Source organism: Enterococcus sp. BWB1-3, assembly GCF_016745275.1.
In the GTDB taxonomy this organism is placed as follows: Bacteria; Bacillota; Bacilli; order Lactobacillales; family Enterococcaceae; genus Enterococcus_L.
In genome coordinates, this window is record NZ_JADOEP010000005.1 from 188,251 (window position 1) to 211,523 (window position 23,273).

Consider the following 23,273-nt stretch of genomic DNA (forward strand, 5'->3'; position numbering starts at 1 on the left):
TAATCAATAATGAAAATTTACGCGGTAAATATCAACAATTGCCATCTGAATAATCAAGATCTAAAACAGCATCTTCCTGAAAAAGCAGTAAAAAGTATTGCACGTTACAAAAATCCAATCGATTATCGGCGTTCACTGATTGCGTACGCAGTTTTGTTTGCAATCTGTGAACAGACTCAAGAGATATCCAGAGAATTGGTTCTTGAGAAAAATGAATATGGCAAACCGTTTTTTCAAGACCTTCCCAATTACTCGTTCAATATTTCTCATTCTAAAGACTGGATTGTCCTTGCTGTCAGCTCTGCTGAGGTAGGTATTGATATTGAGTATAATGAACCATTTGATCATGATGAAGTTGTGGAATCCTTTTTTGCAGAATCAGAGAAACAATTCTTTTTTAGAACCATTACAAATCAGGAAACTAAAGTATTTTATAGATTTTGGACGTTAAAGGAAAGCTATATAAAAGCTGTTGGTAAAGGTATGACAGTAAAACTGGATTCTTTCTCTATTGAATTATGGAATCGACCGATTTCTATAAATAACGATAAAAGATTTGAGTTATTGGAAATACCATTTGTCGATGATTATACGCTGTCTGTTTGTTTTGAAAAAGGGGAAAAAATAGAAGCACCAAAAATATTAAATATAGCGTATTTAATAAGCGGAAAAATTTCTGAAAAAGAAATAGCTTGATTAATGAAACAGAAGTAAATAGCTAAAGGAATATCATGAAAATTATAATTTAGAAGAGTCTGGGACAATAGTCCGTCCTCAAAAAAGAAAACACGCTAAAGAAAACACGCTCGATTTTGGCAATAATCATCAAAATCGAGCGTGTTCTTTCTTTTTTACGTGTCTTCCTCTCCATATATTTTCCCAATTTCCTCAAATTTAGTGCCATTAGTGCCAAGCCAATGTCAATCTTCGCCCCTTGTTTCCCTCGTAAGTGGAAACGATGGAACGCCAATTGAGCCTTTAGATGACCAAATACAGGTTCGACATCGATTTTTCGTTTCCTATAAATCGAACCTGTTTTTTCATCTAAAAGCCTCTTCTTGCACTCTGCTTTGAAATATCGCCATGAATTGTTGACTAAGATTTGTCGCTTTCGATCACTTTTGGCTTTCGTACATTGACTGCGAATGGGACATGCCCGACAATTCTCACATTCATAGACTTTGAAATCTCTGACAAACTCGCCCTTATCTTTTCTTCGACTATATCGTTTGAATGATACCGGACGCTTCGCTGGACAAATATATTCATCTTGTTCTTCAAGATAGAGCCAGTTTTCAACATTAAATGGATGATTCTTGTACTTTTTCTTGCTTTCTTTGTGGTAGCTGCCATAGGTAATCAAAGGCGTTTTATGTAAAACATCATGGATATACATATAATTTTCTTCACTACCATAACCTACATCTGCCACAATATATTCAGGGAGTTCTTTGTGCTGCTCTAAAAAGTTGTCAAGGAATGGATTTAAGGTTTTTGTATCGGTTGGATTTGGAAAAAGATCATACGCCAGTACATACTGATTTTCTGTTGCGATTTGTAAGTTGCAGCCTGGCTTCAACTGTCCATGAATATCGCTTCATTATCAATGACTTGATTGGTAATCAATTGACGTCGAAATAAGACAAATGTTTCAGCTAACAGGTGAGCAGTTGTCTCATGACTACGGAATCGATTGATCGTACGATAGCTGACTTGTTCATGGTTCGCTAACCAACGCATACGGTAACTATCATCCAATAGAAATTCTATTTTCCTTCCAGAGAACACTCGTTGTGTATACGCATAAAGAATAATTTTTAACATCATTTTTGGATGATAGGCTGGGCGACCGAGTTGTTGTTCTAGTTGATTAAAGAGTGCTTGAGGAATCGTTTCAACTAAGGCATTCACCGCAAAAGCAACATCTGTTTCTGGAATATATTGTTCTATATCTAATGGTAAAGTTGTTTGATTAATGGTATAATTTTTAAACATAAGGCACACTCCTTTTTGGTTGAGTTTAGTCACTTTAATCTTATAAGGTCGTGTGCTTTTTGATTAGCTGAATATACATTTGGCTGCAGTTAGAGATGAATACACCATTTGAAATGAAATCATTGAAGGGTTTATTAGGTTGAAATTCATCAAAAAATTTACAGGTTCTATTTTATTAAGATATTTTTTGAAATACGGATTTACTTCTTTAAGAAAAAAACTATTTTTGTATAGTAGATTAAAAATATGATATAACAAATCGTTAAAATTGAAACAGCAACTAAATTAAGTTGGAAAGAACCCTCTAACGTTACAGAAGCAAAAATGTTAAATAGTGTATGAAAGGTGATTACGAGATAAATAGATTTTAAAGAATAATACAAAATTGCAAATACCGCACCCAATAATAAAGCATTAATGATTTGTAAAAATACTAATAATGGAGCTGTTTCTGGATTTAAGCCGCTAGCGACATGAAGCAAACCAAATACAATACTTGAAAATAGAAGATAAACTTTAGGCTGTTTATCTTTTAAGAAGTAGAAAAATATACCTCTAAATAGAGATTCTTCAACGAAGCCAACTAAAATCATTTGAATGATAATTAACAATAGTGTCGAAAAGGGCAGTGAAAAATTTATTCCTAAAATGATAGGTTGAATTAGAATGATTAAAGCAATAAAACTTAAAATAGATTTGCTGATATAGGTTTTTTCAAAGCCAAATTGTTCCAATGTAGAATCCTTTTTCTTCATATAGAAGAAAAGTAGAATGGCTAAAGATAAAAATGCTGCTATTTGAAATATAATAATACCATTATCATCTATTTTCAAAACCATACTAGCAGCAGAAAACAGACTAATGATTATTGTCAAACCTAGTGAGAAGCTAAGCAATTTAAGATATATTTTATTCATGTTTATTCCTCCAAAATTTGTTTTTTCAAGTATATCATGGTAATTGGAAGAATAAACCACTATAATTCCTGTATACAGGAATTAATGAAATGGAGAAAAAATGTACGGAGAAATAATAAAGAAAATTCGAAAAAACAAAGGGTATACTCAAAAAGAAGTGTACACAGGGGTTGTTTCTAAAACGTTTTATAGTGATTTTGAGGCTGGGAAGTATTCAGTTGAAATTACGAAATTTCAAGAATTGATTAATAATTTAGGGATTTCCTATGAGGAGTTTGAGTACTTTAGGAAACAAAACACGATAAATGAAGAGAAGCTTTTAGAGAATCAAATTGATGTGCTCTACAAGAATGGGAAGTTTGAAGAATTATATGAGCTTTATGAACGATACCATAAGCATCAGAATACGGAAATGAGGCACTTGGCAATGAATGCCTATCTTCTGGTATTGATTACAAACGCAAACTTTTATAAATTTTCTCGAGAGCCATTTAATGAAATTTTATCTGAATTAGAGAATGCGAAAATGTGGACATTAAGAGAAATTAAACTAAGTAAATTAATTTTACTATCAATTTCAGAAAATGATAAGGATGAGGCAGAACAACTTTATAAACGTATTCTATCTGAATTGAAAAAATATAAAGAATTTAATAGTAAATTGTATTGTGAAGAAGTAGGTGATTTACATTTTAATAGAATTCAAAGTTTATTGATGATTAATGACATAGAGAGAGCCAGAGAAACTTTGTCTGTTTATAATGAGCTCATTAACCCGTCAGATAATTTACATTTGCTTGTTCAATTGGAGTTTATTAATAATTTGGTCGGTCTTTATTTAGATTTCTTTAGCTCTCAATCGAAGATGAAAGCATTATTAGATACGCTGAATTTGATTCCCTCATCAGAATCGAAGTTCTATACTATTATTTTTCAGATACATCAGGAAAAAGCTAGAAATTATTATGAGAGATATAAGTAAACGCAAGTCAAAATTTTTTTGATACTTAAGAAAGTGAAACAATTTTTATCATTGTTTTAAACTTTATTGGCTGAATATAGAGTAATTTGTAGCAGTAAATTTTCCAAATATCATTCACTTACGATACGGGGAACCGTATCATAAATAGGGATATTTTTTTAGGAAAGATGGCTTGATATCGGGTTTTGATGAAGGTAATCGCAGGGAAAAGGATACGGAGGTTTTTGTGAATCCGAAAAACCCTAATGAATATGGGATAAGAAATACATATAAAAAATGATTTTTGTTTTCTTTTGATATTATAGAAAAGACTCTCGTTCTTATTAAATTATCAGCAAGAAATGTTTTATATTGGGATGTATTTTTTAAGTTAGAGGATATTGTTCTAGAGTTATTGGTAAGGAGATGATTAAGTGAAGAAAATAGTCAAAGTGTTTAAGTATTTGCTTCTGGTGACCATTTTACTAGTGATAACAAGCCCAGTTTTGGGAATTCCATTGATAAATAATATTGTTGTGTGGAGAATGGAAAGTGAATTGAAAAATATTCCAGTGCCGAAGGGAACGAAACAAATTCAACATAAGAGTATTGTAGGTAAGCTGAATGGAAACGGAAATGGGGTGGACTATTTAGCTACTTTAGTTGTGGAGAGCAGACAGAGTTTAAACGAACTACAAGCATATTATAAATCACACAATCAAGAAGTGGATATCATGAATCAAAAGAGTGATAGGTTTAACGGGAACCCCTTGGAGCGTGGTGAATTATTATATCAAAAATTAAGAGACAAAGCTGAATTTTCAAATTATTATACGATCTATTTTTATCGTTCAGCTAAGTTTGGCTCAATCCTTGAAAGTGATATTCGAGGACATTGATAAGAGATACTGCTAGTAAGGGACAAAATTTTGTGTTTCAGTAATTGGGGCTATGATACACTTTACTTGACTATCAGTTACATTACCGGAAGGAATGAACTCTATTGAGAAAAACATATGATCGTGAATTTAAACTAAAGATTTCACAGAATCTCCTTGAGAAGAAGGTAACTACTAAGAGAATATCTGAAGAATACAACATCTCTCGTCCAACAATTTCCCGATGGGTTTCAGAATATCCTCGATACGGAAAAAATGTTTTTTTTGGGCAAGGAAAAAGATTACCTGATAAAGAAGATTTCTACATTCTTGAACAGGAAAATAAACGGCTAACAGAGGAAAATGAAATTCTAAAAAAGTTCGACACGTTTGTGAAGCAAAAAAAGTAGTTCGTTTTGAGTTTGTTCACAAACATCATCAACAATATTCAATTCAAACTTTGTGTAGGATTCTAAATGTAAGTAGGTAAGGATATTATTTATGGCGGAATCGGCGCCCAAGTAGGACTCAACTCCGCCATAATTTTTTAAAAGAGAATATTAAGCGAGTGTTCTACGAATACAAGGGTCGATACGGATCTCCAAGAATCGCTCAACAATTTTACGATGAAGGAATCAAAACCAATAAACGTGTTGTGGCTGTCCTTATGCACAAAAGGATTTCATCAACGCAACTCTTCTTATGGTAGAGGAAAAGCAATCGAAGAAACAGTAAAAGAAAATTTATTGAATCGACAATTTGAATAGAGCCAAATCGATGCTGTTTGGGTGACGGATATTACTTATATTCCTTGTAATGACGGTCTCCTCTATTTGTCCACCTATATTAACTTGGCAACTCGTATTCCACATTGCTATATGGTGGATTCAACCATGAAAAAAGAAATTGTCGTCTATCCATTACACATTTATAAAGGAGAATTGCCTACGGTAATTCATTCCGATAGAGGTAGCAATATCGGTCTCTTATCCATCAAGAGCTGTTGACCGACCACCACATCACACATTCAATGAGCCAATCTGGGACTCCTGTTGACAATGCAGTAATCGAATCATTTCATCGATCGATCAAACGAGAATTAATCGAACCCAACAAGCATAAAAGTAAAATAGAGATGAAGGTGTTAATCCAAGATTATTTAGAAGACTACTATCCAAACAAAAGAATCTATACAAAATTTATGATGACTCCTCGACAATTTGAGGCGAAGAAAATAAGTAATCTAACCGACTTTAACTAAACTATTGCAGGTCCCCCTCCTGTGTATTTTTTTTATTTTACACACCTTATTTTTTCTGTCTAGTCTAGCCGATCCAGAGTTTTACTAAGAAAAAAAGACTAAGTTTGAACTAAATAAATCGGAGCTGAGTATTATTTAAGTTTCCATGTATTGAAATTATCCAGCTATTTGGTCTTTAAAACTTTCTGATTTTAAGGTAGTTAGTTCTTTTAACGGTCTAGTTTTAAAACCATAGTTTATCGTTCCATCCCAAAATTCTGTTGATAATTTTTTGTTTGAAGGTGTCCAATAGAACATTTGGTCATCAGGAGCAATGTTTAAATCTATTGTATTTTTTTTAGTTACAATCAAATCAAATTCAATTCGGCTATTCATAAAATACCGAATAATTTCTTCAAGCGTATTGAAGGAATTAGTTTCTATTTTTTGAATAGGAAAACTGGATGTAACTGATTTATTTACGTGGTTTTCGGTCCAAGACCATAATGTGTACATGGCTTTTTTTTCAATAAGTGCCACTTCATTCAACAAATTCTCTATTTCACTGAAAGCCTGTTTTAAAGAAGCTGAGTGAATATCTATGGAAGCAATTTCTTTTGATACATTTTTCCACTTTTTTTGAGCAATCTTATATAAACCAATAATTTTTTTAAGAATTATTGCTTCTTCCGGATAAAGAGACGCTACTTTTTTTAAAAATTTTATATAGTCTCTTCTATAAAGACCGCCATTTCCAGCAAGGATACAGAAGTAATAGAAGAGCTTTTTATTTTTTTCCAGATGTTCTTTTTCTGACAAGATATGTTTCAATTCTTGAGACATGTGATCGAGACCATTTACCCCTTTACTCTCCCAATTAGACAGAAGAAATAGCTCTGCTGTGTGGTGGATAGCCTCTAAAATCATTTGCTTAGACAACGGAGCCATGTTACTTTGTTTAGTCATATTATAGTAAAAAATTCGGCCTTCAGAAGGATAAAAGACATTGGTGTCTTTTGGATAGACTGCACAAAGAAAATCTGAAATAGACAGTTTTCTCATTTTGAAACTGAAATTATCATAAAAGTAAACAAACTCAGAATCTATTTTATGAACCGTTACATAATGATTTACATTACTTTCTTTTACATATGAAAATAATTCTTTGCTTTGAGGATCCTTCATATATTCTCTTACAGAGATTTCAATAATTGCAGACGAGTGGTCATTGAGAATAGTTGATAGAGTAGCAAGATAGTTTTCCTCCTCAGCCAAAATAATACTGATCTCCCTGTTTAGCAACGTAGAGAGTGTAAATATTCCCTGGTGGGTTGAACCTAGTGCTGAAAAGGTCCATCCGGATTGGGGCAGATTGGTGTAATTATACATGAAACTAAAACTTTGACTAATCCCAAAGAGAAGTTCATCTGTGATTGATGGATTATTTTGAGCAAGAAGATTACTGAATGATGCAATATAGCACGAGCTGTGCATTGAGTGTTTCATTGAATGCCCCCCATTTATTCTTGATACTGATAGGTTTCTTTATTGTCCAGCGATAAAATATGATTGGCTGCACGGATACCTTCTTTCACTGCACCATATGTACCGCCGGCGATCGATGTCCATTGGCTGCAGAAAAATAGATTTTTAATGCTGGTATTGGTAGTTTCATGTCTTTGACTACTGATGACAAATTCTTGTTTTTTTTCAAAACCATACATGGAACCTTTTCGATTGTGAGTATAGCGCTCATAGGTTAACGGTGTCGCAGAAGCCTTACAGATAACTTTAGTTTCATCAATAATTGGAAAATACTCTTTTAGAAGAGCGATGAAAAGCTCTTCAATTTCTTTTTTTACATCTTTATAAATGCCGTGTGTTTGACATTCTTTCATAAAATCAAAATTCATAGCAAAACCTAAACATAGCTGTGACTTATTTTCAGGCGTACTTTTTGAATCTTTGGAATATAGGAAAGAAACCATTAAAAATTCTGTTTCTACAGGAATTTTTTGCTGGGCCACTTTGCTGTAAAAAGTTCGGTCACCGATGTAAATGCTGTGATAGGTTTCGCTGATCCCCAACGACTCAAAAGGTTGATCTAGTCCTAACCAGATACCAAAACTAGAACTGGAAGGAATAAAATCATTTCTAAGTTTTGGGTTCCAATATTGTTCATTATTTAAACGATAAAAATTGTTATAGTCGTTCGCCCAAACCACATAATCAAAATTAGAATATGTTTCTCCATTTTTGAATTGAAGCTCTGTCAATGATCCATCATCTATCAGTGTGGCACTCACTTCTTTTCTCCGATGAATAGTCCCTTCAAACTGCAAAAATAATGTTTCTAAATCTGCAATTACTTGTTTGCCCCCGCCAAAGACCATCTTATTTTCAGGAGTATCCTTTCCAACACAAAGAGTAGCAGGGATTGTGATTGCTGACATGTCTGCGGTTAAGTCAAATAAGGCATAAAAAACATTTGCGAATAGAGCATCTTCTCCAAAGAATTCAATAAGAACAGTTTCGATTGTTCGTTTTGTGAATATCAGGTATTCTTTCAAACGTTCTACAGAAATAGATAAAATGTTCCCGCCAGATTGATCAATTTCGTTGAGAATATCTAATACATCATTCATTTTTTCTTTGAATTGTTCCACATTGACACGTTGGTGGGGGAACTCTCTTCTGAGGACATTCAACAGGTCATCATCAATTAGAATTTTGCGATCATTAATATGGTATTGCATATAATAATATAAGAAATTGTCATAGGTTAAATCTAATACTTGATCGAGGATCGTATAGACAGTGGAAGGAAAACGATAAACAGAGGTATGAAAAGTAAAGCCTTTTTTCTCAAATCCATCGCCATATCCGCCAAGAACAGAATGTTTTTCAAATAATTCCACGTTGTATCCTTGTTTTGCCAGTAATGCAGCACAGGTCAATCCTGAATACCCACTGCCAATAACAGCTATTTTTTTCATTTATAAGTAACCTTCTTTCGTTTGCTGTTTATAGAAATAGTATCTATGAAAGTGAAATAGAATGTTTTGATAAATCATAAAACACGGTTTTCTTATCAAATTTGAGTCTATTTTATTCGATTAGAACAGAAATGACAGAGTTATTGTGAATGAAGGATATTGAGTACAGAAGTTGTTCGTATCGAAAAAATGATTTATTTGACTTTTATTTATATTAGGTAAATAAGTTTTTGTTCCTACCATTTATTAGGATTCTAACTATCTGCAATATAGTTCAAAAAGTGATGTTGCGAACGCCGACTTCATATTTTGAAAAAATTTTTTTCTATTTAATCATCTGCTTGATGTGTGTTGCTGCAATTTTTGTTATTTTATATAGCTTCAATGAGCTACGTGGTAAAGGAAACGACGAAAAAGATAGCAAAAGTGCTGTTGTTCGTGGAGAAAAAAAGCAAAAATGTATGATTTGGACGATTGTATGAAAAACCGCATTGTAGTGGTCCATTTGGCGATATAGTTAATGCAACAAATACATGGTGTTAACCATTATTTGAAAAAATAGATTTATTGGAGGAATTTGAGATGACAGAACAAAACGTAAAGGTAGCAAAGGAAAGTTTGGAAATGAAAGTATTAGAAATGATTATTGACAAATTGGATCTTGATGATGTAGATGTAGAAAATTTTGATTTCGATGCTCCGATTTTTGAATCTTATTCTGATGAAGAAGTTGGTTTAGGCTTGGATTCAGTTGATGCTTTAGAATTAGTTGTGGGATTGAACGAAGTATTTGAACTGAAAGTAAGCGATGAAGACATGGCGATTTTCCGAAGTGTTCAAAGTATTGCTGATTATGTAAGAGAAGAAAAAGGAATGGAATAATATGACGAAACATCGAGTAGTTGTAACCGGCATCGGCGTTATTTGCGCAAATGGTGATAATAAAGATGAATTTTTTGAAAATACTATAAATGGTGTAAGTGGATTGAAGGAATGTTCATTATTTGATGGTTCAAAGCTTAGTACGTCCTTTGTAGGTGAAATTGAACGGGAGATGCCATATCTTACTACAAGTTCTGATGAACCTGAAAGAATTGATTATATCGTTAAAAATTCTGTAGAAGAGCTACTGGAAGATAGTGGGTTAACAAAAGAAAATATTCAGCAAATGGAAGATCGAGCGTGTCTTTCATTTGCCACTTCTTTGGCATCTAATGGCCGGATTCTTGGATATGTGAATGACAAAGAAAATGGCAAGAAAAATGCAGACTGGTTAGTTAAGATTCCTCAATTTGTTTCAACAATCAAAGAAGAAACAGGTGTAGAAGGTGGCTGTTATACAACCCTGTCAGCTTGTGCAGCAGGAACAACAGCAGCTGGGATTGCTTTTGATTTAATCCAACAAGAAAATGCTGATTTGGTCATTGTTGGTGGAGCAGATCCAATGACGGAGTTTTCTAATTATGGTTTTCATGCACTACGTTCGTTGAGTAATAATCAGTGTCGCCCATTCGATAAACAGCGAGATGGTATCAATATTGGTGAAGGCGGAGCTTTTTTCACTTTTGAGACATTAGAAAATGCGAAAAAAAGAGGCGCTAAAATTTATGGTGAAGTTTTAGGCTATGGAATTAATAATGATGCTTATCATATTACTAGTCCAGATCCTAAGGGAGTTGGAGCTACGGCTTCTATGAATATGGCGGTAAAAGATCATCCATATGTGTTGGATAAAATTAACTATGTGAATGCTCACGGTACAGGAACAAAATTGAATGATGTCATGGAGGCTGGAGCCGTTGATCGATTTTTTGAAAAATCTCAAAAACAGCTGTATGTATCATCAAATAAATCAATGATTGGTCATTGTTTGGCTGCCGCTGGTGCATTGGAATTGGCTTCAACAATGTTATCGATTCATCATCAAATCGTACCACCGACAATTCGGTTGGAAGATAAACTGGACGAGTGTGGAGCGAATCATTTCAACACTTCTAAGGAAGAACTGGTTGTAGATTATGCACTCTCTAATTCATTTGCATTTGCTGGCAATACAGCAAGTATCTTTGTAGGAAGAGTTCATGAATAAGCGCATTGGAATTATTGGCAATAATCTGTCAGGTGATTTAGCTGCGTCATTGTTGAAGAAGAAATACGAGGTCCTTCGCTTTACTGACCAGATCGAGGATGTATCTGTGTACCCTTTTTTTGGAAATGATTTAAAAACAGGGATCATGAAACAGTTTTTTGAAGACACTGTTGAGGACTCACTAGAAATAAGAAAAAACGCTGTTCAGCTATCCATTGTATTAGATAAAGAAGAATATGTGTATGAGATGAACATTCAGAGTTTTCAAAAAAAATTAGAAAATGATTTTCCGAAAGAGGTAGAAGGAATTAATTATTTCTTTTCAGAAATAGAACGAATAGGAATTGAGTGGTCTGAATTTATTACAAGCAGATTTGATGGGAAGAAAGTAAAATTTTCTGCTTCTGCAAAATATTACAATAAAAATGTTGAGGAAGTAATTGAGTATATTGGTATTCAAGATCCGACATTTATCAGGATTATAAAAACGCTTATACCAGTTAAAGAAGTTACATTTTCTGTTTTTGCAGGATATCTCTATACTCAATTCTTTGATATTTGTGCGTTACCATTTGATGCTTTGGCGTATTGTCAGAAAGTAGGTAAACAATCCTCAGAGCAAAGAATAGTTCATGATATATCAGAGTTGAAGATAGAAAAGTTTTCAAATGATACGGCTGAATTTGAAGAAACTATGGATGCCGTTATTGATTTGAGACAGGTTACTAAAAGTAGTGAAAATTCAATCAAAGTCGGATATTTATCCCCTCAGATAACGTTGGCTTCGGATACGTTATATCTGATAAATCAGGGAGATCAAATCATCACGAAGGTCTGGAACAGTCAACTACTAAATTACAATGCTCCATCTCAATGGTGTTTTGAAGGAGTCTCTTATAATCGAGAAACTATTTCCATGGGTCAAGTAGAAGAATGTTTGACACCTTTTGTGACAAGTAGCAGCGAAACTGAGGTCGTAGATGATTCAAAAATAAATCAAAGGTTTGACGTAGTCAATGGTGCAGGATACGCATGGGCATTTAGCAAAAAAGAGTCGCTCAAAGATCCTACTAATTTAATTAGAAAACATACTTCTACAGATTTTAGCTGTACTCATTGGGGATTTGCCTGGTTTTCAGCAGCCTATCACATTTTGAACGTTGTGGATAATCAAATGAATTTTACATCCGATAGATACAAAATCAGTGAAATGAGGTGAAAAGGATGAATTATGAATATAGAAATCAAGTTCGTTTCAGAGATACTGATGGTTATGGGATTGTTCATCACAGCAACTATTTCTGCTACTTTGAAGAAGCTAGAATGGCTTTTTCAAGAAATATATTAGGATTTAGTGGCGATATGTTGAATGGACGAGCGTTAAAATTTCCGGTAATCGAAGCCACATGTAAGTATCGTCAGGCGGTTCAGTATAATTTTGAGAAAACACTGATTCAATTGGAATTTTCTATTATAAATAATTGCAAAGTCCGATTTACCTATAAGATGAAATCAGCTTCTGGGAAAGTCATCGCAACAGGTGAAACGATTCATGCCATGGTAGACGATCAAGAACAACTACTTTTAAGTGTTCCAAAGTGGATAATGGAAAGAATCGAAGCTTATGAAAGAGGTGAAATTGGTGAAAAGATGTTTTCCACGTTTAAGTAAGTCTTGGATTAAAAGCCACGATTTAGAGTTGAACACCTATTTCAATGTATTAAAATATGCAGGTTCTTCCGTTGATCAGGATCTATTATATCTAACTTATGGTGGCTTTCTTGTGAAAAGCGGAGAGCATCAGGAGTGTAGAATCGGTAAAGAAGCCAGTATGGCATACAGCTTGGGACTTTACTTGGAAAGTTTTCATCACGATGATCCGAAATTATTTATGGAGAATGTAAAAAAGAATATCAAGATGAGATTAGCGCCACCAATTGTTTTCGTAAAAGGAGAACTACTTGAGGAATCAATACAGCAAGTACCCGTTGTTTGTTGCGGTTACTCAGAAGAATCATTATTGATTATCAATCCTAAAACTGGAAAAGAACAATGCTTAGCTATCGAAAGTTGTATAAAAACAAACAATCAATGGGAAATGATCATGTTGAATGTTCCCGGAATGAGCAGGATTACAGATGTTTCGATAAAATTCTCAGTTCAGTCAGCGGTGTCTTACTACTTGAAACGATTTAATACAACTATGGCGAATAAGAAACAAGAACAACTGTTAAAAAATCTTTATGTGAGTCAAGGAAATTTGCAGCAGTTAAAATGGCTGGAAATCGCAGAAGGCTATCGAGAACTTTTAACGAAAGAAACTAGAGCGCAGTTGAAGAAAATCGCAGCTGATTATGAAACCATAACAATGGTGAAAGGAGATATAGTTGCTTGAGTATGTTGACAGTTGATGTAGTAAATACACACACACCAGGATCAAATTGTGGTACAAATGCTTCAAAAGTGCTGCTTCAGGCGCAAGGCTATCCCTTTTCTGAAGCCATGACCTTTGGTTGCGGTTCTGGTTTAGGCTTCATTTATCAGTATTATAAAGAATCGGATGAATGCTTTTTATCAGGAAAAAATGAGAGTCTGGAATTAAATTTAGCTACATTATTGGGTGGAGAGTATGTTAGTGGAAACTTTGACGATCCAGATAAAGCGTTTGACACAATCATTACAATGGTCGATGAAGGAATTCCAGTTATTTTAGACCTATCGATCAAACATTTACCATACTTTAAACCTTATTTAGCCAGTTTGAATAATATCGGTTTTGGCTTACATAATGCAATTATTGTAGAGTGTGATCGAAAGAGCCAAATTGTGACACTATTGGATCATCGTTGGGCAGAACCAAAAGTTATTTCTATTGAAGATCTTAAATCAGCAATGGGAGCAACAGAAAGTGGAGTAAATCCAAGAAGTAATTATAGAAGCATTATTTTACCCTCTTATTCAGGTTCGTATCATCAGGAAATGATTCAAGCAGTGGAATTGAATATTCACAGAATGAAGTATCCGTTTGCTTTCAAAATGGGATTGAAAGGACTTGGTACATTCCGTAAAGAGCTACTAACGATTGTATCAAATAATGATCTTTATGAGGAAAAACAAGAAACTATAGCAACCTTCGGGATTTTAATGGAAAAATTAGGAACTGGCGGAGGTAATTTTAGACGTATTTATGGACGTTTTTTACAAGAAGCGGCAGAAATTACTGGAGATAAGCAATTTTTAGAATCTGCAATTCATTATAAAGAAGCTGCCAAAGAATGGAAACTACTTTCAAAGATTTTGACAGGTTCAACAATGAATCAAGAACAACAACAACAGTTAGACCGTTGCCTGACAAAAATCATAGAGATAGAAAATCAGGGAATCCAACTATTAGAGTGGATAGTAAAGGAGTAAATGGATGGAATATAGCAAAATTTTAGAAACCTTACCTCACAGATATCCAATGCTGTTTGTTGATGATATTCAGGAAATAGATTTTGGAAGATATGTACGAGGAATTAAATGTATCAGCGTAAACGAGCCTTGGGCACAAGGTCACTTTCCAGATGAGCCGGTTTTTCCCGGCGTGTTATTGATTGAAACGATGGCCCAAATTGGCGGCTTTATGTTTTACAGTGATGATGAACGTTCTTTAAAAGCTTATTTATCAAAAATTGAAGATGTTAAATTTCTTAAAAAAATTCGCCCTGGTGATCAAGTCATTGTTGAAGCAAAATTTGTACAAAAAGTATCAAAATTTGTTCGAGTGAAATGTAAAGCAAAAGTTAATGGAAAAATTGCTGCCAAAGGAATTATTACCTACTATTTTGATACTAATTTTGAATTGGAGTGAACACATTGGAAAATATAAAAGTAATGGGAATTGGCGTTATCAGTAAGCTTGGAAATGATCTGGATGAGATTTGGGCGAATTTAGATATGAGAGCTGAATCAACAGATAGTCATGGCAAAATCGACTTTGAATCTGTCGTTCCTAAGAAGAAAAGACGGAGAATGAACCGTTATTCAGAAATGACTGTTTACACAACACATAAAGCATTGGAATCAAGCCATATTGATACGGAATCTTTAGATAAAACTAAAGTAGGAACTATTTTTTCAACAGGATATGGTCCAATGGTTTCTAACTTGGCTTTTGCTGAAATGGTTCATGAAGGAGATCAGGATTTATGCAGCCCAACAGTTTTTGCAAATACAGTTTCTAATACCTGCGTAGGACATGTGTGTATGGAATATGGATTCCAAGGTGTGAGCACAATTTTGATGGGCAGCAATAATATTGCTTATTCCAGTTCATTATTGAGAAAAGATGTAGCAGATCATATTGTTACTGGATCAGTTGAGGAATATTGTGAAGAACTCTATGAAGCCTTCAATCAAAAAGAGATCACGAAAGCTGTTCCTGTTCAGGAAGCCTCAGTTACCTTTGTTTTAAAGAAATCAGATGAATCAAACATGGGATACTGTGAAATTATTGAAACGAAAGACTGTAATTTAGGAATCTATCCATTGATCGAAAAAGTGAACGAAGCAAGAGTGAAGCAAAACCTCACTAAACTTTTGAAGCAGGTGAATGGAGGAAATCACTCTGAAATTGATTTGATTATTGATTCCAGTAACGGCTCATACTTTGATACATTAGAAAGTGGTATTTTGAAGGATATCTTTGGAACGCAAATTCCTCGCATTGACAATGTGAAGAAGCTATTCGGTGAAACATTAGGCTCCTCGTGTAATGTTGGACTCTTAGCAGGAGCATTGATTTTAAAGAACGGATATGTCCCAACAAAATTGGGGGGAAATATCAAAACAGACCGTTTAAAAACCATTCTAATCACTGGATATGATGTTTCAGGAAATTATACAGCAACGGTTATTACAAAGGAGAAATCATGAGATTAGATGATAAGAAAGTCATTGTTACTGGCGGATGCCGGGGAATAGGCAGACACATTACAAAAAAGTGTTTGGAACTAGGTGCAACGGTTGCTGTTACATATATACATTCTAAGCAACATGCAGACCAGTTAAAAGAAGAATTGCCAGAATTTGAGAAAAACCTTCACATTTTTCAATTAGATGTTTCTAAAAAAGATGCTGTGAAAGCTCAGGTAAAAGAAATGATTGAAACCCTAGACGGGGTCGACTGCTTGGTGAATAATGCAGGAATTACAAAAGACAAACTGTTTTTCATGATGACAGATGAGGAATGGGAAACTGTTATTGAGACAAATTTAAATGGAAGTTTTTATATGTCCAAACAGGTGATTATGGAAATGATTAGAAATAAATCTGGCTCAATTATTAATATGAGCTCAGTCAGCGGTGTTATCGGAGTTGCTGGTCAGGCCAATTACTGCGCCTCTAAATTTGGAGTAAATGGTTTAACGAAGTCTTTATCAAAAGAGCTTGCAACAAAAAATATTCGAGTGAATGCTATTGCTCCAGGATATATTGATACGGAGATGGTGCAGCAAATTCCAGAGAAGAAGCTTAAGGAACTAAGAGGATCTATCCCGATGAAACGATTGGGAGCACCGGAAGAAGTGGCAGATTTGGTTGTGTTTCTTTGCAGTGATCATTCAAGCTATATTACTGGACAAACAGTGGTGATTGATGGCGGCTTGACATAAAAGGGATGGGGTAACTGAGATGAAAAAAAAGATACTCATTTTCGGTGGCTCTGGCGGGATTGGCTCAGAACTTGTGGTAAAACTGACTGAAAAATATGATGTTATCGTTTTTGATAAGAATAAAAAAAAGCATTTAGCATATCAGCGTGCGGGTATTAAAAGCTTTCTGGTTGATTTAACAGAAGAAGCATCAAAAAAAGTGGTGTTGGATTATGCTCATCAAGCTAGTGAACTATACGGAGTGATATTTGCCAGCGGATTGATGATTCCAGGGAGTGTCACAGAACTTTCGAAAGAAGAATGGCTGCTGACAATGAATGTTAACGTAAATCTAGTGTTTGAATATTCTAAATTACTATTACCTTACTTAACGAAACATACACATGCCCATATTATTGCTTTAGCATCTCACTTAGGCGTTGTTGGCACCTATAATATGAGTGCGTATTCGGTATCAAAAGCAGCTGTAATCGAATTGATTAAATGCATGGCGTTAGACTATGGTGATCAAGGTGTGTTGGTAAATGCTGTTAGCCCAGGTTTCGTAAAAACAAACATGCTGTCGAATGCAATGAATCAGCTTTCAAAGAATAAAAAATGGATGTTTACAACAGGCGGTCTTCCAAAACAATACATTCAAAACAGTGATATTGCCCAAGCAATTACCTTTATTTTAAATCAAACGAGCATGACTGGAGAGAATATTGTGATTGATGGCGGTTATACAGCTAGATAAGCAGTATAGAAGGGAGAAACAATGAAAAAACGGTATAAGAAAGAACAAGGAAAAGCTGTTTGGAATTCATTTAAACAAATGAAATCATACTTAGATAAAAACTTTCAAATATTAACAGAAGTTGATAATGAAAATAATTTTATCAATCAAGATGGCAAAAAGGTTTATGATGGAGTTTCCAATCTCTTAAGTGCAAATGTAGGACATAAAAATCTACGTGTTATCAAAAGCATTGTAGATCAGTTGAATACGTTAGATAATTCTACGCTGTATACAACGACAAATGATCGAGCTATTGAATTTTCTGAAAAAATGAAGGAACTGACAGATCAACATTTTCATAGCTGCTTTTTTACAAACAGCGGGTCAGAAGCCTGTGATACAGCCATTAAGATTGTTAGAAAATATCGATATAACCAACAGAGTCGCAAAACAGGGATTCTTGCATTAAGTGGTGGATTTCATGGGGCAACGATTGCTGCTCAAATGGTCGCACAGGATTGCTATAGCAATGAAGAATATGCACTTTCACCTCAAGGCTTCTTTCAAGTAGAGCCTCCTATCCTTTCATGTAATGACTCAGAGTCGGAAAAAGAGCAAAAGATTACAGAAGCTGTCGAACGATTTGAGGCCTACATAAAAAGAGAAGATACTGCAATAGGTGCGTTTATTTTTGAATTGATACAGTTGTCAAATGCAGTTAATGTGTTGCCCCAAGACTATGTTGAGCAAGTATTCTCTATTTGTAAAGAAAATGATGTGCTAATTATTGTTGATGAAGTAGCCACAGGATTTGGTCGCACAGGTAAGATGTTTGCTTCGCAGCAATACGAGGTATACGGAGATCTAATGATGGCTGCTAAAGGGATGACTTCGGGCTATATACCGATGGGGTGTGTCATGGTTACCGAAAAGATTTTCAATGAATTTTGGAGTGACTCAGAAGGTGCAATGTTGGATCACGGCTATACTTCTGGTGGTCATCCGGTTGCTTGTGCTGCTGCGTTAGCCACAATTACTGAATTAGTAGAGCAGAAGCTTTCTGAGAACGCAGAGAAAATGGGGAGCTATTTGAAAGAACAGTTGACATTTGAATTGAAAAATAACTCTTTATTAGAAGAAGTAAAAGGCAGCGGTTTGATGATTTCATTGATTTTTAAAGAAATTCCTATGAAGGGAATGAGTGAATGGGGAATTGCCGAAGTTGCATCTAAATTTATGCTAAACAAAGGATTGATGCTTTATCCAGACGATACGAATGTCTTGATTGTAGCACCACCATTAACAATTACTAAAGAAGCTTGCGATCAAATGGTAGCAATCATTACTGAAACAATGAAAAAAATTGAATTATTTGCAGAGACTTAGCATTTGGAAAGGAAGTCAGTAGTATGAAGAAGAAAATCAGCGTCATCGGAGGTGGAATATCCGGTTTAGCAGCGGCAGCGCTAATGTCCAAGGAAAATGAGGTTATTGTTTTTGAAAAAAGTGATTTATTGGGCGGTTTATGCCAGACGATCACTTCTGGAACAACGAACTATTATCTAGGCGCTCACCATCTAGGTGGAATATCTAAATCTGGACCCATCGGAAAAATTCTTAATCAGTTGGTTATTGATTATGATGAAACGTTCATTGAAACAGAATATTTGACGATCCTTCTTGATGGAAAATCACATCAGCTACCAGTCAAACTTTCAGAGTTGTCCGTCTATATTACAGAAAATTTTCCAGATGAGGCAGCAGTTGAAGCGTTTATTCAAAAACTAATCAGCTATCAGCAGGCTTTTATTGTGAATGATGATGCATTGCTTTTAAAGATGTTTATGGAAACATCACAGAAAAGTTTTAATCAGTTTTTATCAGAGTATTTTACGAATGAACTACTGAAGAAACTGCTGCTTTCATTTGGACCAGGATATGGTGCCGTTTTAGGAGAAGATTCAGCTTTTACAGTTTTAAGTCTCGTTATTTCTTATAGTATTGGTGCTTGTTATGTAAAAGGTGGACCACAAAAACTAATTCACAAACTTGAACAACAAATAATCACAAATGGTGGGAAAATTCAAAAGAATGTGGAGTGCTTAGAGCTACTTGTAGATAAAGAAACTGCTGTTACAGGAATCCGTTGTAAAGAATTAAAAACAGAAACGATTTTCGAGATAGAAACAGACAAAATTATATCTACTGTTTTTCCATTTAATATTCTGCCAGAAAGCTGCCAGAAACTAAGAAATAGTACAAAAATGAAGAAGTTGGAAAAGGGTCCATCTGTTTTTCGGGTTTTTGCAGAACTATTAGAGGATGTCCTAGGTCTATCAAGTGATAATACTTACCTTGGAAAGGACACATCACCTTTGATGAAGGAACAACTATATCTGGCACCTTCCAGTGACAAATTACCGATTTGCATGATTAGCCTTCCTCACAAAGCTGACCCCTTATTTAATGAATCTAAAAGAACAATAATGTTTACTTTTCTATTACATAATCATAAAGAAAAAGTGGAACTGGCAGCTGTTTTAAAATTGATTAGAGAGGCAATGCCAGAAGTCTCTGATAAATTAGAGGCCCCATTTGCTTTGGAAAATGATGATTATTCTAAAGTTGTCTCTGTAGATGAAGGTTCTGTGTTTGGCTGGATAAGGACAGGAAAATCTGTTCAGAATACGAATAGCTTTTCACCTGTTTTTAAAGGTATCAACGGTCTGTATATCTGCGGCAATTGGTCAACAGACTTTGGTGTCTATGGAGCATTTAGAAGTGCATATAAAATTTATACAATTTTGGAGGAGAACGCGACATGATCAAAATAAATAATCTAGTGAAAAAGTACCTTAATGGAGAAAATAATCTTTATGCAGTGAACAAAGTGACGTTTACAGTGGAAGACGAAGAATTTTTAGTTATTTTAGGTCCTTCCGGTTCTGGTAAATCAACTTTAATGAATCTTATGTCGGGCTTAGATACAAGTGATCAAGGAAAAATTATTTATGAAAATAAAGATATAAGCAAGCTTTCTGAAAAACAACGGACAAAATTCAGAAGAGATGAAGTTGGTTTTATCTTTCAAGGATATTATTTGATGTCAGAACTGAACGTATTAAACAATATTAGAATAGGAGCAAATCTGGTTAATAATCGTGATTTCTCTAAAATTATACAGTCTTTAGGTCTGGATGATTTGTTGGATAGAATGCCTCATCAACTTTCTGGCGGTCAACAACAGCGGGTTGCAATTGCCCGAGCATTGGCCAAAAGACCAAAATATCTTTTTTGTGATGAACCAACAGGAGCATTAGACGAAAAAAACAGTAAGCAGGTACTAAAACTGCTAATTGAACTTCAAGAGCAGCTAGGCTTTTCTATTATCATGGTTACCCATAATGCTGGTATCGCTGATATTGGAACAAAAGTGATGAGAATGAAGAACGGAGAAATTGAAGAAATTTATCAAAATACAAATAAAAAGTCAGTCGATGAGATTAGGTGGGGATAATTATGAATTTTTTATCACATTTCAAGAAGAATAAATTAGATACATTATGTACGATGGTTGTTGTATTTCTGGCGATCACGATTGGTACGATATTTATAGAAAGCAATCGTGATTTGAAGCAGTCTTTGGATAAAGTGAAAGCAGAAGGTGCAGTCAGTGATTTTAGCTACTATCCTTCGGTAACTGAACAGGACATGTTAGAAGCTGGAGGTGTGACTAAGTCCATTGAAGCGAAGAATCAAGAGCTAGCTAAAAAATACGATTTTACCTGGGAAGAACATCGGTATTCCATAGTAAGAGAAAATAACCTTATTTACAGAGTAATAAGTGCTGATAGAAAAATGGATCGATTTCTTTTAGAAGAAGGGGAGCTGCCAGTAAAAGATAGTGAACTGGTTGTAGATAAAAATTTTGCTAAAACAAATCAGTTAGAGGTTGGTCAAACCTATACTTTAAATGATGAAGAATATAAAATATCAGGAATCGTTACGGTTTCCAATATACTATCACCGATAGTAGACGATGCGGGGGAACTTTATGATGAAAAGAGTCAAGGAATAATCGTTCTATTCAAACAAGAGTATGATCAGAAATATTCAAATAGCAGTAGTAGCACATTTGTTGGGAAGTTTTTTGGAAAGAAGTCTAATTTTAGTGAAATGCAAAAAGACACACAATTTTATCAACTGGAGTCCAATGAAGAAAATCCAGCAGTTTATGGCACGATTACTTCTATAATGAATATGAATATGATTATTGCTGTATTTGCAGTGAGCTTATTGCTGCTGATTGCGTTCATACTAATCATGGTTTCAACAAGAAAGCAAATTGATCATGATATTGTCAATATTGGCGTACTGAAAGCTATGGGCTATTCAAGTTTAGAGATTGTAAGAAAATATTTTGTGACATTTTTCATCGTGTTCATTCCAGCAGGAGTTGGCTATTTTGTTGGGTATTTACTATCGCCAATTTATTATGAAATGATGTTTCATTCTCTGCTTTTGCCTAGTCATGAGGATGGGATAAAGCCCTTGCTTTTGATTATGTTGGTTCTGTTACCTTCAATTTGTGCTGGATTATTTTCTGTTGCTACTTGTCTTTTAAAGATAAAAAAACCAGCTCTACAATTAATGAAAGGTCAAGTGAAGACAAAAGTAAGCAAGCGGATTATTAAGGCCAATATTAGAATAAAAGAACATAATTTTCTGGCAGGTTTGAAACGTATTATTGTACGTTCTAGCATAAGTACACTATTTTTTGTCGGTTTTGGTGGATTTGCATTAGGTGTTCAAAGCCAATTTGCGTATATGACGTATTTTATGACTGAAAATATGGTGGAAAATGCCACAGAAGGCATTGCTTATGAGAGAGAGGTTCATTACACAGAAGAATTGAAACCCGATGCAAACTTAGCAGATACCGTTTACTACTACTATTTATCTGCTTCTTTAAGTAAAGGAAATCAAAATCTGACGAATATCACTTTGAATATCTTACAACAGGAATCTGCTTCGTTGTTGACCTTACACAAGAGTACGGGTGGACAAAAAAAAATTAACTTAGCCGACGAAAACGGATTAGTCATCAATCAATGGATGAGTCAAAGGTATGACTTAAATATTGGTGATTCAGTATCTGTCACATTAAGTGGTAAGAAGCATGAATTAAAAATCTCAGCAGTGGATCAGAGAAACTACGGAAAATCTGTGTATCTTTCACAGGACACAGCTTTGAAAACAGGGCTACTTGATAAAGAAACGTACAACAGTGTGTTGACGAATCTAGCACCTGAAAAGATTCAACGTAATCCTGTAAGCACCATTGAAACCAGTAGCCTAGAAGACAAAATGCGTTCTGAGAACGAAACCTACCAACTGTTAGCTGTGTTCTTATTTATGTCTGGTTTAATTATGGGCTTGGCAATACTGATTCTAGCATTCTTAAATGTATTAAAGAGCTATAAAAAATATATTGCAACAATGAAAATGATGGGTTATTCAGCAGAAGAGTGTAATCAAGCAGTATATAGCGGTTTTAGAAAAGTCGCTTTTATTGGCTACGTTATATCCATCCCATACTCAATCCTTTTATCCATGATGATGTTTGGATTCTTATCTAAAACAACGGATATGCTGTATCAAATGGATGTTAGTCCACTGTCTGTAGTTGTATGTCTCGTACTGACGGCTATATCGATTGAATTATCTATTATGATTGCTAAAAGACAGCTTAAAGAAGTATCGTACAAAGAAATACTAGAATAAAATGGCATGAAAAAGACTGTTCATCAGGAAGAAGTGAGAAT

General features: G+C 34.5%; 24 protein-coding genes and 1 pseudogene. 21 read left to right on the forward strand and 4 right to left on the reverse strand.

All coding sequences use genetic code 11. The annotated features are described in order from the left end of the window. Positions 1-9: 9 nt before the first annotated feature. Positions 10-696 carry a 4'-phosphopantetheinyl transferase family protein gene (locus tag IW492_RS06010; RefSeq protein WP_202066650.1) on the forward strand — a complete coding sequence of 229 codons (687 nt, stop codon included), beginning with the start codon at positions 10-12 and terminating at the stop codon, positions 694-696. A 49-nt stretch (positions 697-745) separates the two neighbouring features. On the opposite strand, the pseudogene IW492_RS06015 reads toward IW492_RS06010, so the two are convergent. Then, positions 746-1,995: pseudogene (locus IW492_RS06015) on the reverse strand (transposase). Positions 1,996-2,195: 200 nt separating this feature from the next. After that, a complete protein-coding gene (locus tag IW492_RS06020; RefSeq protein WP_202066652.1) occupies positions 2,196-2,912 on the reverse strand; it encodes a CPBP family intramembrane glutamic endopeptidase in 717 nt (238 codons plus the stop codon). Positions 2,913-3,012: 100 nt separating this feature from the next. Here IW492_RS06020 and IW492_RS06025 point away from each other — a divergent pair, with 100 nt between their 5' ends. From IW492_RS06025 to IW492_RS18625, 6 genes are all read left to right on the forward strand, one after another. Next, positions 3,013-3,894, forward strand: a complete 882-nt coding sequence (locus IW492_RS06025; RefSeq protein ID WP_202066654.1) for a helix-turn-helix domain-containing protein — start codon at positions 3,013-3,015, stop codon at positions 3,892-3,894. A gap of 413 nt (positions 3,895-4,307) precedes the next feature. Then, entirely contained in the window at positions 4,308-4,772 is a 465-nt protein-coding gene (locus IW492_RS06030; RefSeq protein ID WP_202066656.1) for a hypothetical protein, read from the forward strand. Positions 4,773-4,876: 104 nt separating this feature from the next. Beyond that, entirely contained in the window at positions 4,877-5,161 is a 285-nt protein-coding gene (locus tag IW492_RS06035) for a transposase (RefSeq protein WP_202066658.1), read from the forward strand. A gap of 158 nt (positions 5,162-5,319) precedes the next feature. Next, on the forward strand, positions 5,320-5,460 hold the full coding sequence (locus IW492_RS18620) for an IS3 family transposase (RefSeq protein WP_202066659.1): 141 nt from the start codon (positions 5,320-5,322) through the stop codon (positions 5,458-5,460). 79 nt (positions 5,461-5,539) lie between these two features. Further along, entirely contained in the window at positions 5,540-5,758 is a 219-nt protein-coding gene (locus IW492_RS18020) for a hypothetical protein (RefSeq protein WP_229443474.1), read from the forward strand. Beyond that, positions 5,755-6,012 (forward strand): integrase core domain-containing protein, encoded by a 258-nt coding sequence (locus IW492_RS18625; protein ID WP_420705959.1) that lies wholly within the window; start codon positions 5,755-5,757, stop codon positions 6,010-6,012. Before IW492_RS18020 ends, IW492_RS18625 begins: the two co-directional genes overlap by 4 nt. A gap of 156 nt (positions 6,013-6,168) precedes the next feature. On the opposite strand, the gene IW492_RS06050 is transcribed toward IW492_RS18625, so the two are convergent. Further along, a complete protein-coding gene (locus tag IW492_RS06050; RefSeq protein ID WP_202066669.1) occupies positions 6,169-7,497 on the reverse strand; it encodes a DUF4872 domain-containing protein in 1,329 nt (442 codons plus the stop codon). Between the two features lie 14 nt (positions 7,498-7,511). Further along, entirely contained in the window at positions 7,512-8,987 is a 1,476-nt protein-coding gene (locus IW492_RS06055) for a phytoene desaturase family protein (RefSeq protein ID WP_202066670.1), read from the reverse strand. Positions 8,988-9,569: 582 nt separating this feature from the next. Between IW492_RS06055 and IW492_RS06060 the strand changes: the two genes are divergently transcribed. Genes IW492_RS06060 through IW492_RS06125 form a run of 14 tightly spaced genes read left to right on the forward strand, consistent with a single transcriptional unit; the run spans position 9,570 to position 23,232 of the window. Continuing rightward, positions 9,570-9,869, forward strand: coding sequence for a phosphopantetheine-binding protein (locus IW492_RS06060; RefSeq protein WP_202066672.1), 300 nt, complete (start codon positions 9,570-9,572; stop codon positions 9,867-9,869). 1 nt (position 9,870) lies between these two features. Beyond that, positions 9,871-11,076 (forward strand): beta-ketoacyl-[acyl-carrier-protein] synthase family protein, encoded by a 1,206-nt coding sequence (locus IW492_RS06065; protein WP_202066674.1) that lies wholly within the window; start codon positions 9,871-9,873, stop codon positions 11,074-11,076. Next, positions 11,069-12,295 carry a hypothetical protein gene (locus tag IW492_RS06070; RefSeq protein ID WP_202066675.1) on the forward strand — a complete coding sequence of 409 codons (1,227 nt, stop codon included), beginning with the start codon at positions 11,069-11,071 and terminating at the stop codon, positions 12,293-12,295. The genes IW492_RS06065 and IW492_RS06070 overlap by 8 nt, the downstream gene beginning before the upstream one ends. Positions 12,296-12,300: 5 nt before the next feature. Further along, positions 12,301-12,747 (forward strand): acyl-CoA thioesterase, encoded by a 447-nt coding sequence (locus tag IW492_RS06075; protein WP_202066677.1) that lies wholly within the window; start codon positions 12,301-12,303, stop codon positions 12,745-12,747. Next, the gene (locus IW492_RS06080; protein ID WP_202066679.1) at positions 12,719-13,471 is read left to right on the forward strand and encodes a hypothetical protein; all 753 of its coding nucleotides are present in this window, start codon (positions 12,719-12,721) and stop codon (positions 13,469-13,471) included. Before IW492_RS06075 ends, IW492_RS06080 begins: the two co-directional genes overlap by 29 nt. Before the next feature lie 2 nt (positions 13,472-13,473). Further along, a complete protein-coding gene (locus IW492_RS06085; RefSeq protein ID WP_236671815.1) occupies positions 13,474-14,490 on the forward strand; it encodes a BtrH N-terminal domain-containing protein in 1,017 nt (338 codons plus the stop codon). A gap of 4 nt (positions 14,491-14,494) precedes the next feature. Next, positions 14,495-14,929 carry a 3-hydroxyacyl-ACP dehydratase FabZ gene (gene fabZ, locus IW492_RS06090; protein WP_202066686.1) on the forward strand — a complete coding sequence of 145 codons (435 nt, stop codon included), beginning with the start codon at positions 14,495-14,497 and terminating at the stop codon, positions 14,927-14,929. A 5-nt stretch (positions 14,930-14,934) separates the two neighbouring features. Beyond that, complete coding sequence (locus IW492_RS06095; RefSeq protein ID WP_202066687.1) at positions 14,935-15,993, forward strand: beta-ketoacyl synthase N-terminal-like domain-containing protein; 1,059 nt, start codon at positions 14,935-14,937, stop codon at positions 15,991-15,993. Beyond that, positions 15,990-16,730 carry a 3-oxoacyl-[acyl-carrier-protein] reductase gene (fabG, locus tag IW492_RS06100; protein ID WP_202066688.1) on the forward strand — a complete coding sequence of 247 codons (741 nt, stop codon included), beginning with the start codon at positions 15,990-15,992 and terminating at the stop codon, positions 16,728-16,730. Before IW492_RS06095 ends, fabG begins: the two co-directional genes overlap by 4 nt. Positions 16,731-16,749: 19 nt before the next feature. Then, a complete protein-coding gene (locus IW492_RS06105; RefSeq protein WP_202066689.1) occupies positions 16,750-17,466 on the forward strand; it encodes an SDR family NAD(P)-dependent oxidoreductase in 717 nt (238 codons plus the stop codon). 21 nt (positions 17,467-17,487) lie between these two features. Then, a complete protein-coding gene (locus tag IW492_RS06110) occupies positions 17,488-18,834 on the forward strand; it encodes an aminotransferase family protein (protein ID WP_202066690.1) in 1,347 nt (448 codons plus the stop codon). A 23-nt stretch (positions 18,835-18,857) separates the two neighbouring features. Then, a complete protein-coding gene (locus IW492_RS06115; protein WP_202066691.1) occupies positions 18,858-20,273 on the forward strand; it encodes a phytoene desaturase family protein in 1,416 nt (471 codons plus the stop codon). Then, positions 20,270-20,965 carry an ABC transporter ATP-binding protein gene (locus IW492_RS06120; RefSeq protein ID WP_202066692.1) on the forward strand — a complete coding sequence of 232 codons (696 nt, stop codon included), beginning with the start codon at positions 20,270-20,272 and terminating at the stop codon, positions 20,963-20,965. The genes IW492_RS06115 and IW492_RS06120 overlap by 4 nt, the downstream gene beginning before the upstream one ends. 2 nt (positions 20,966-20,967) lie before the next feature. Continuing rightward, on the forward strand, positions 20,968-23,232 hold the full coding sequence (locus IW492_RS06125) for an ABC transporter permease (RefSeq protein ID WP_202066693.1): 2,265 nt from the start codon (positions 20,968-20,970) through the stop codon (positions 23,230-23,232). Positions 23,233-23,273: the final 41 nt, after the last annotated feature.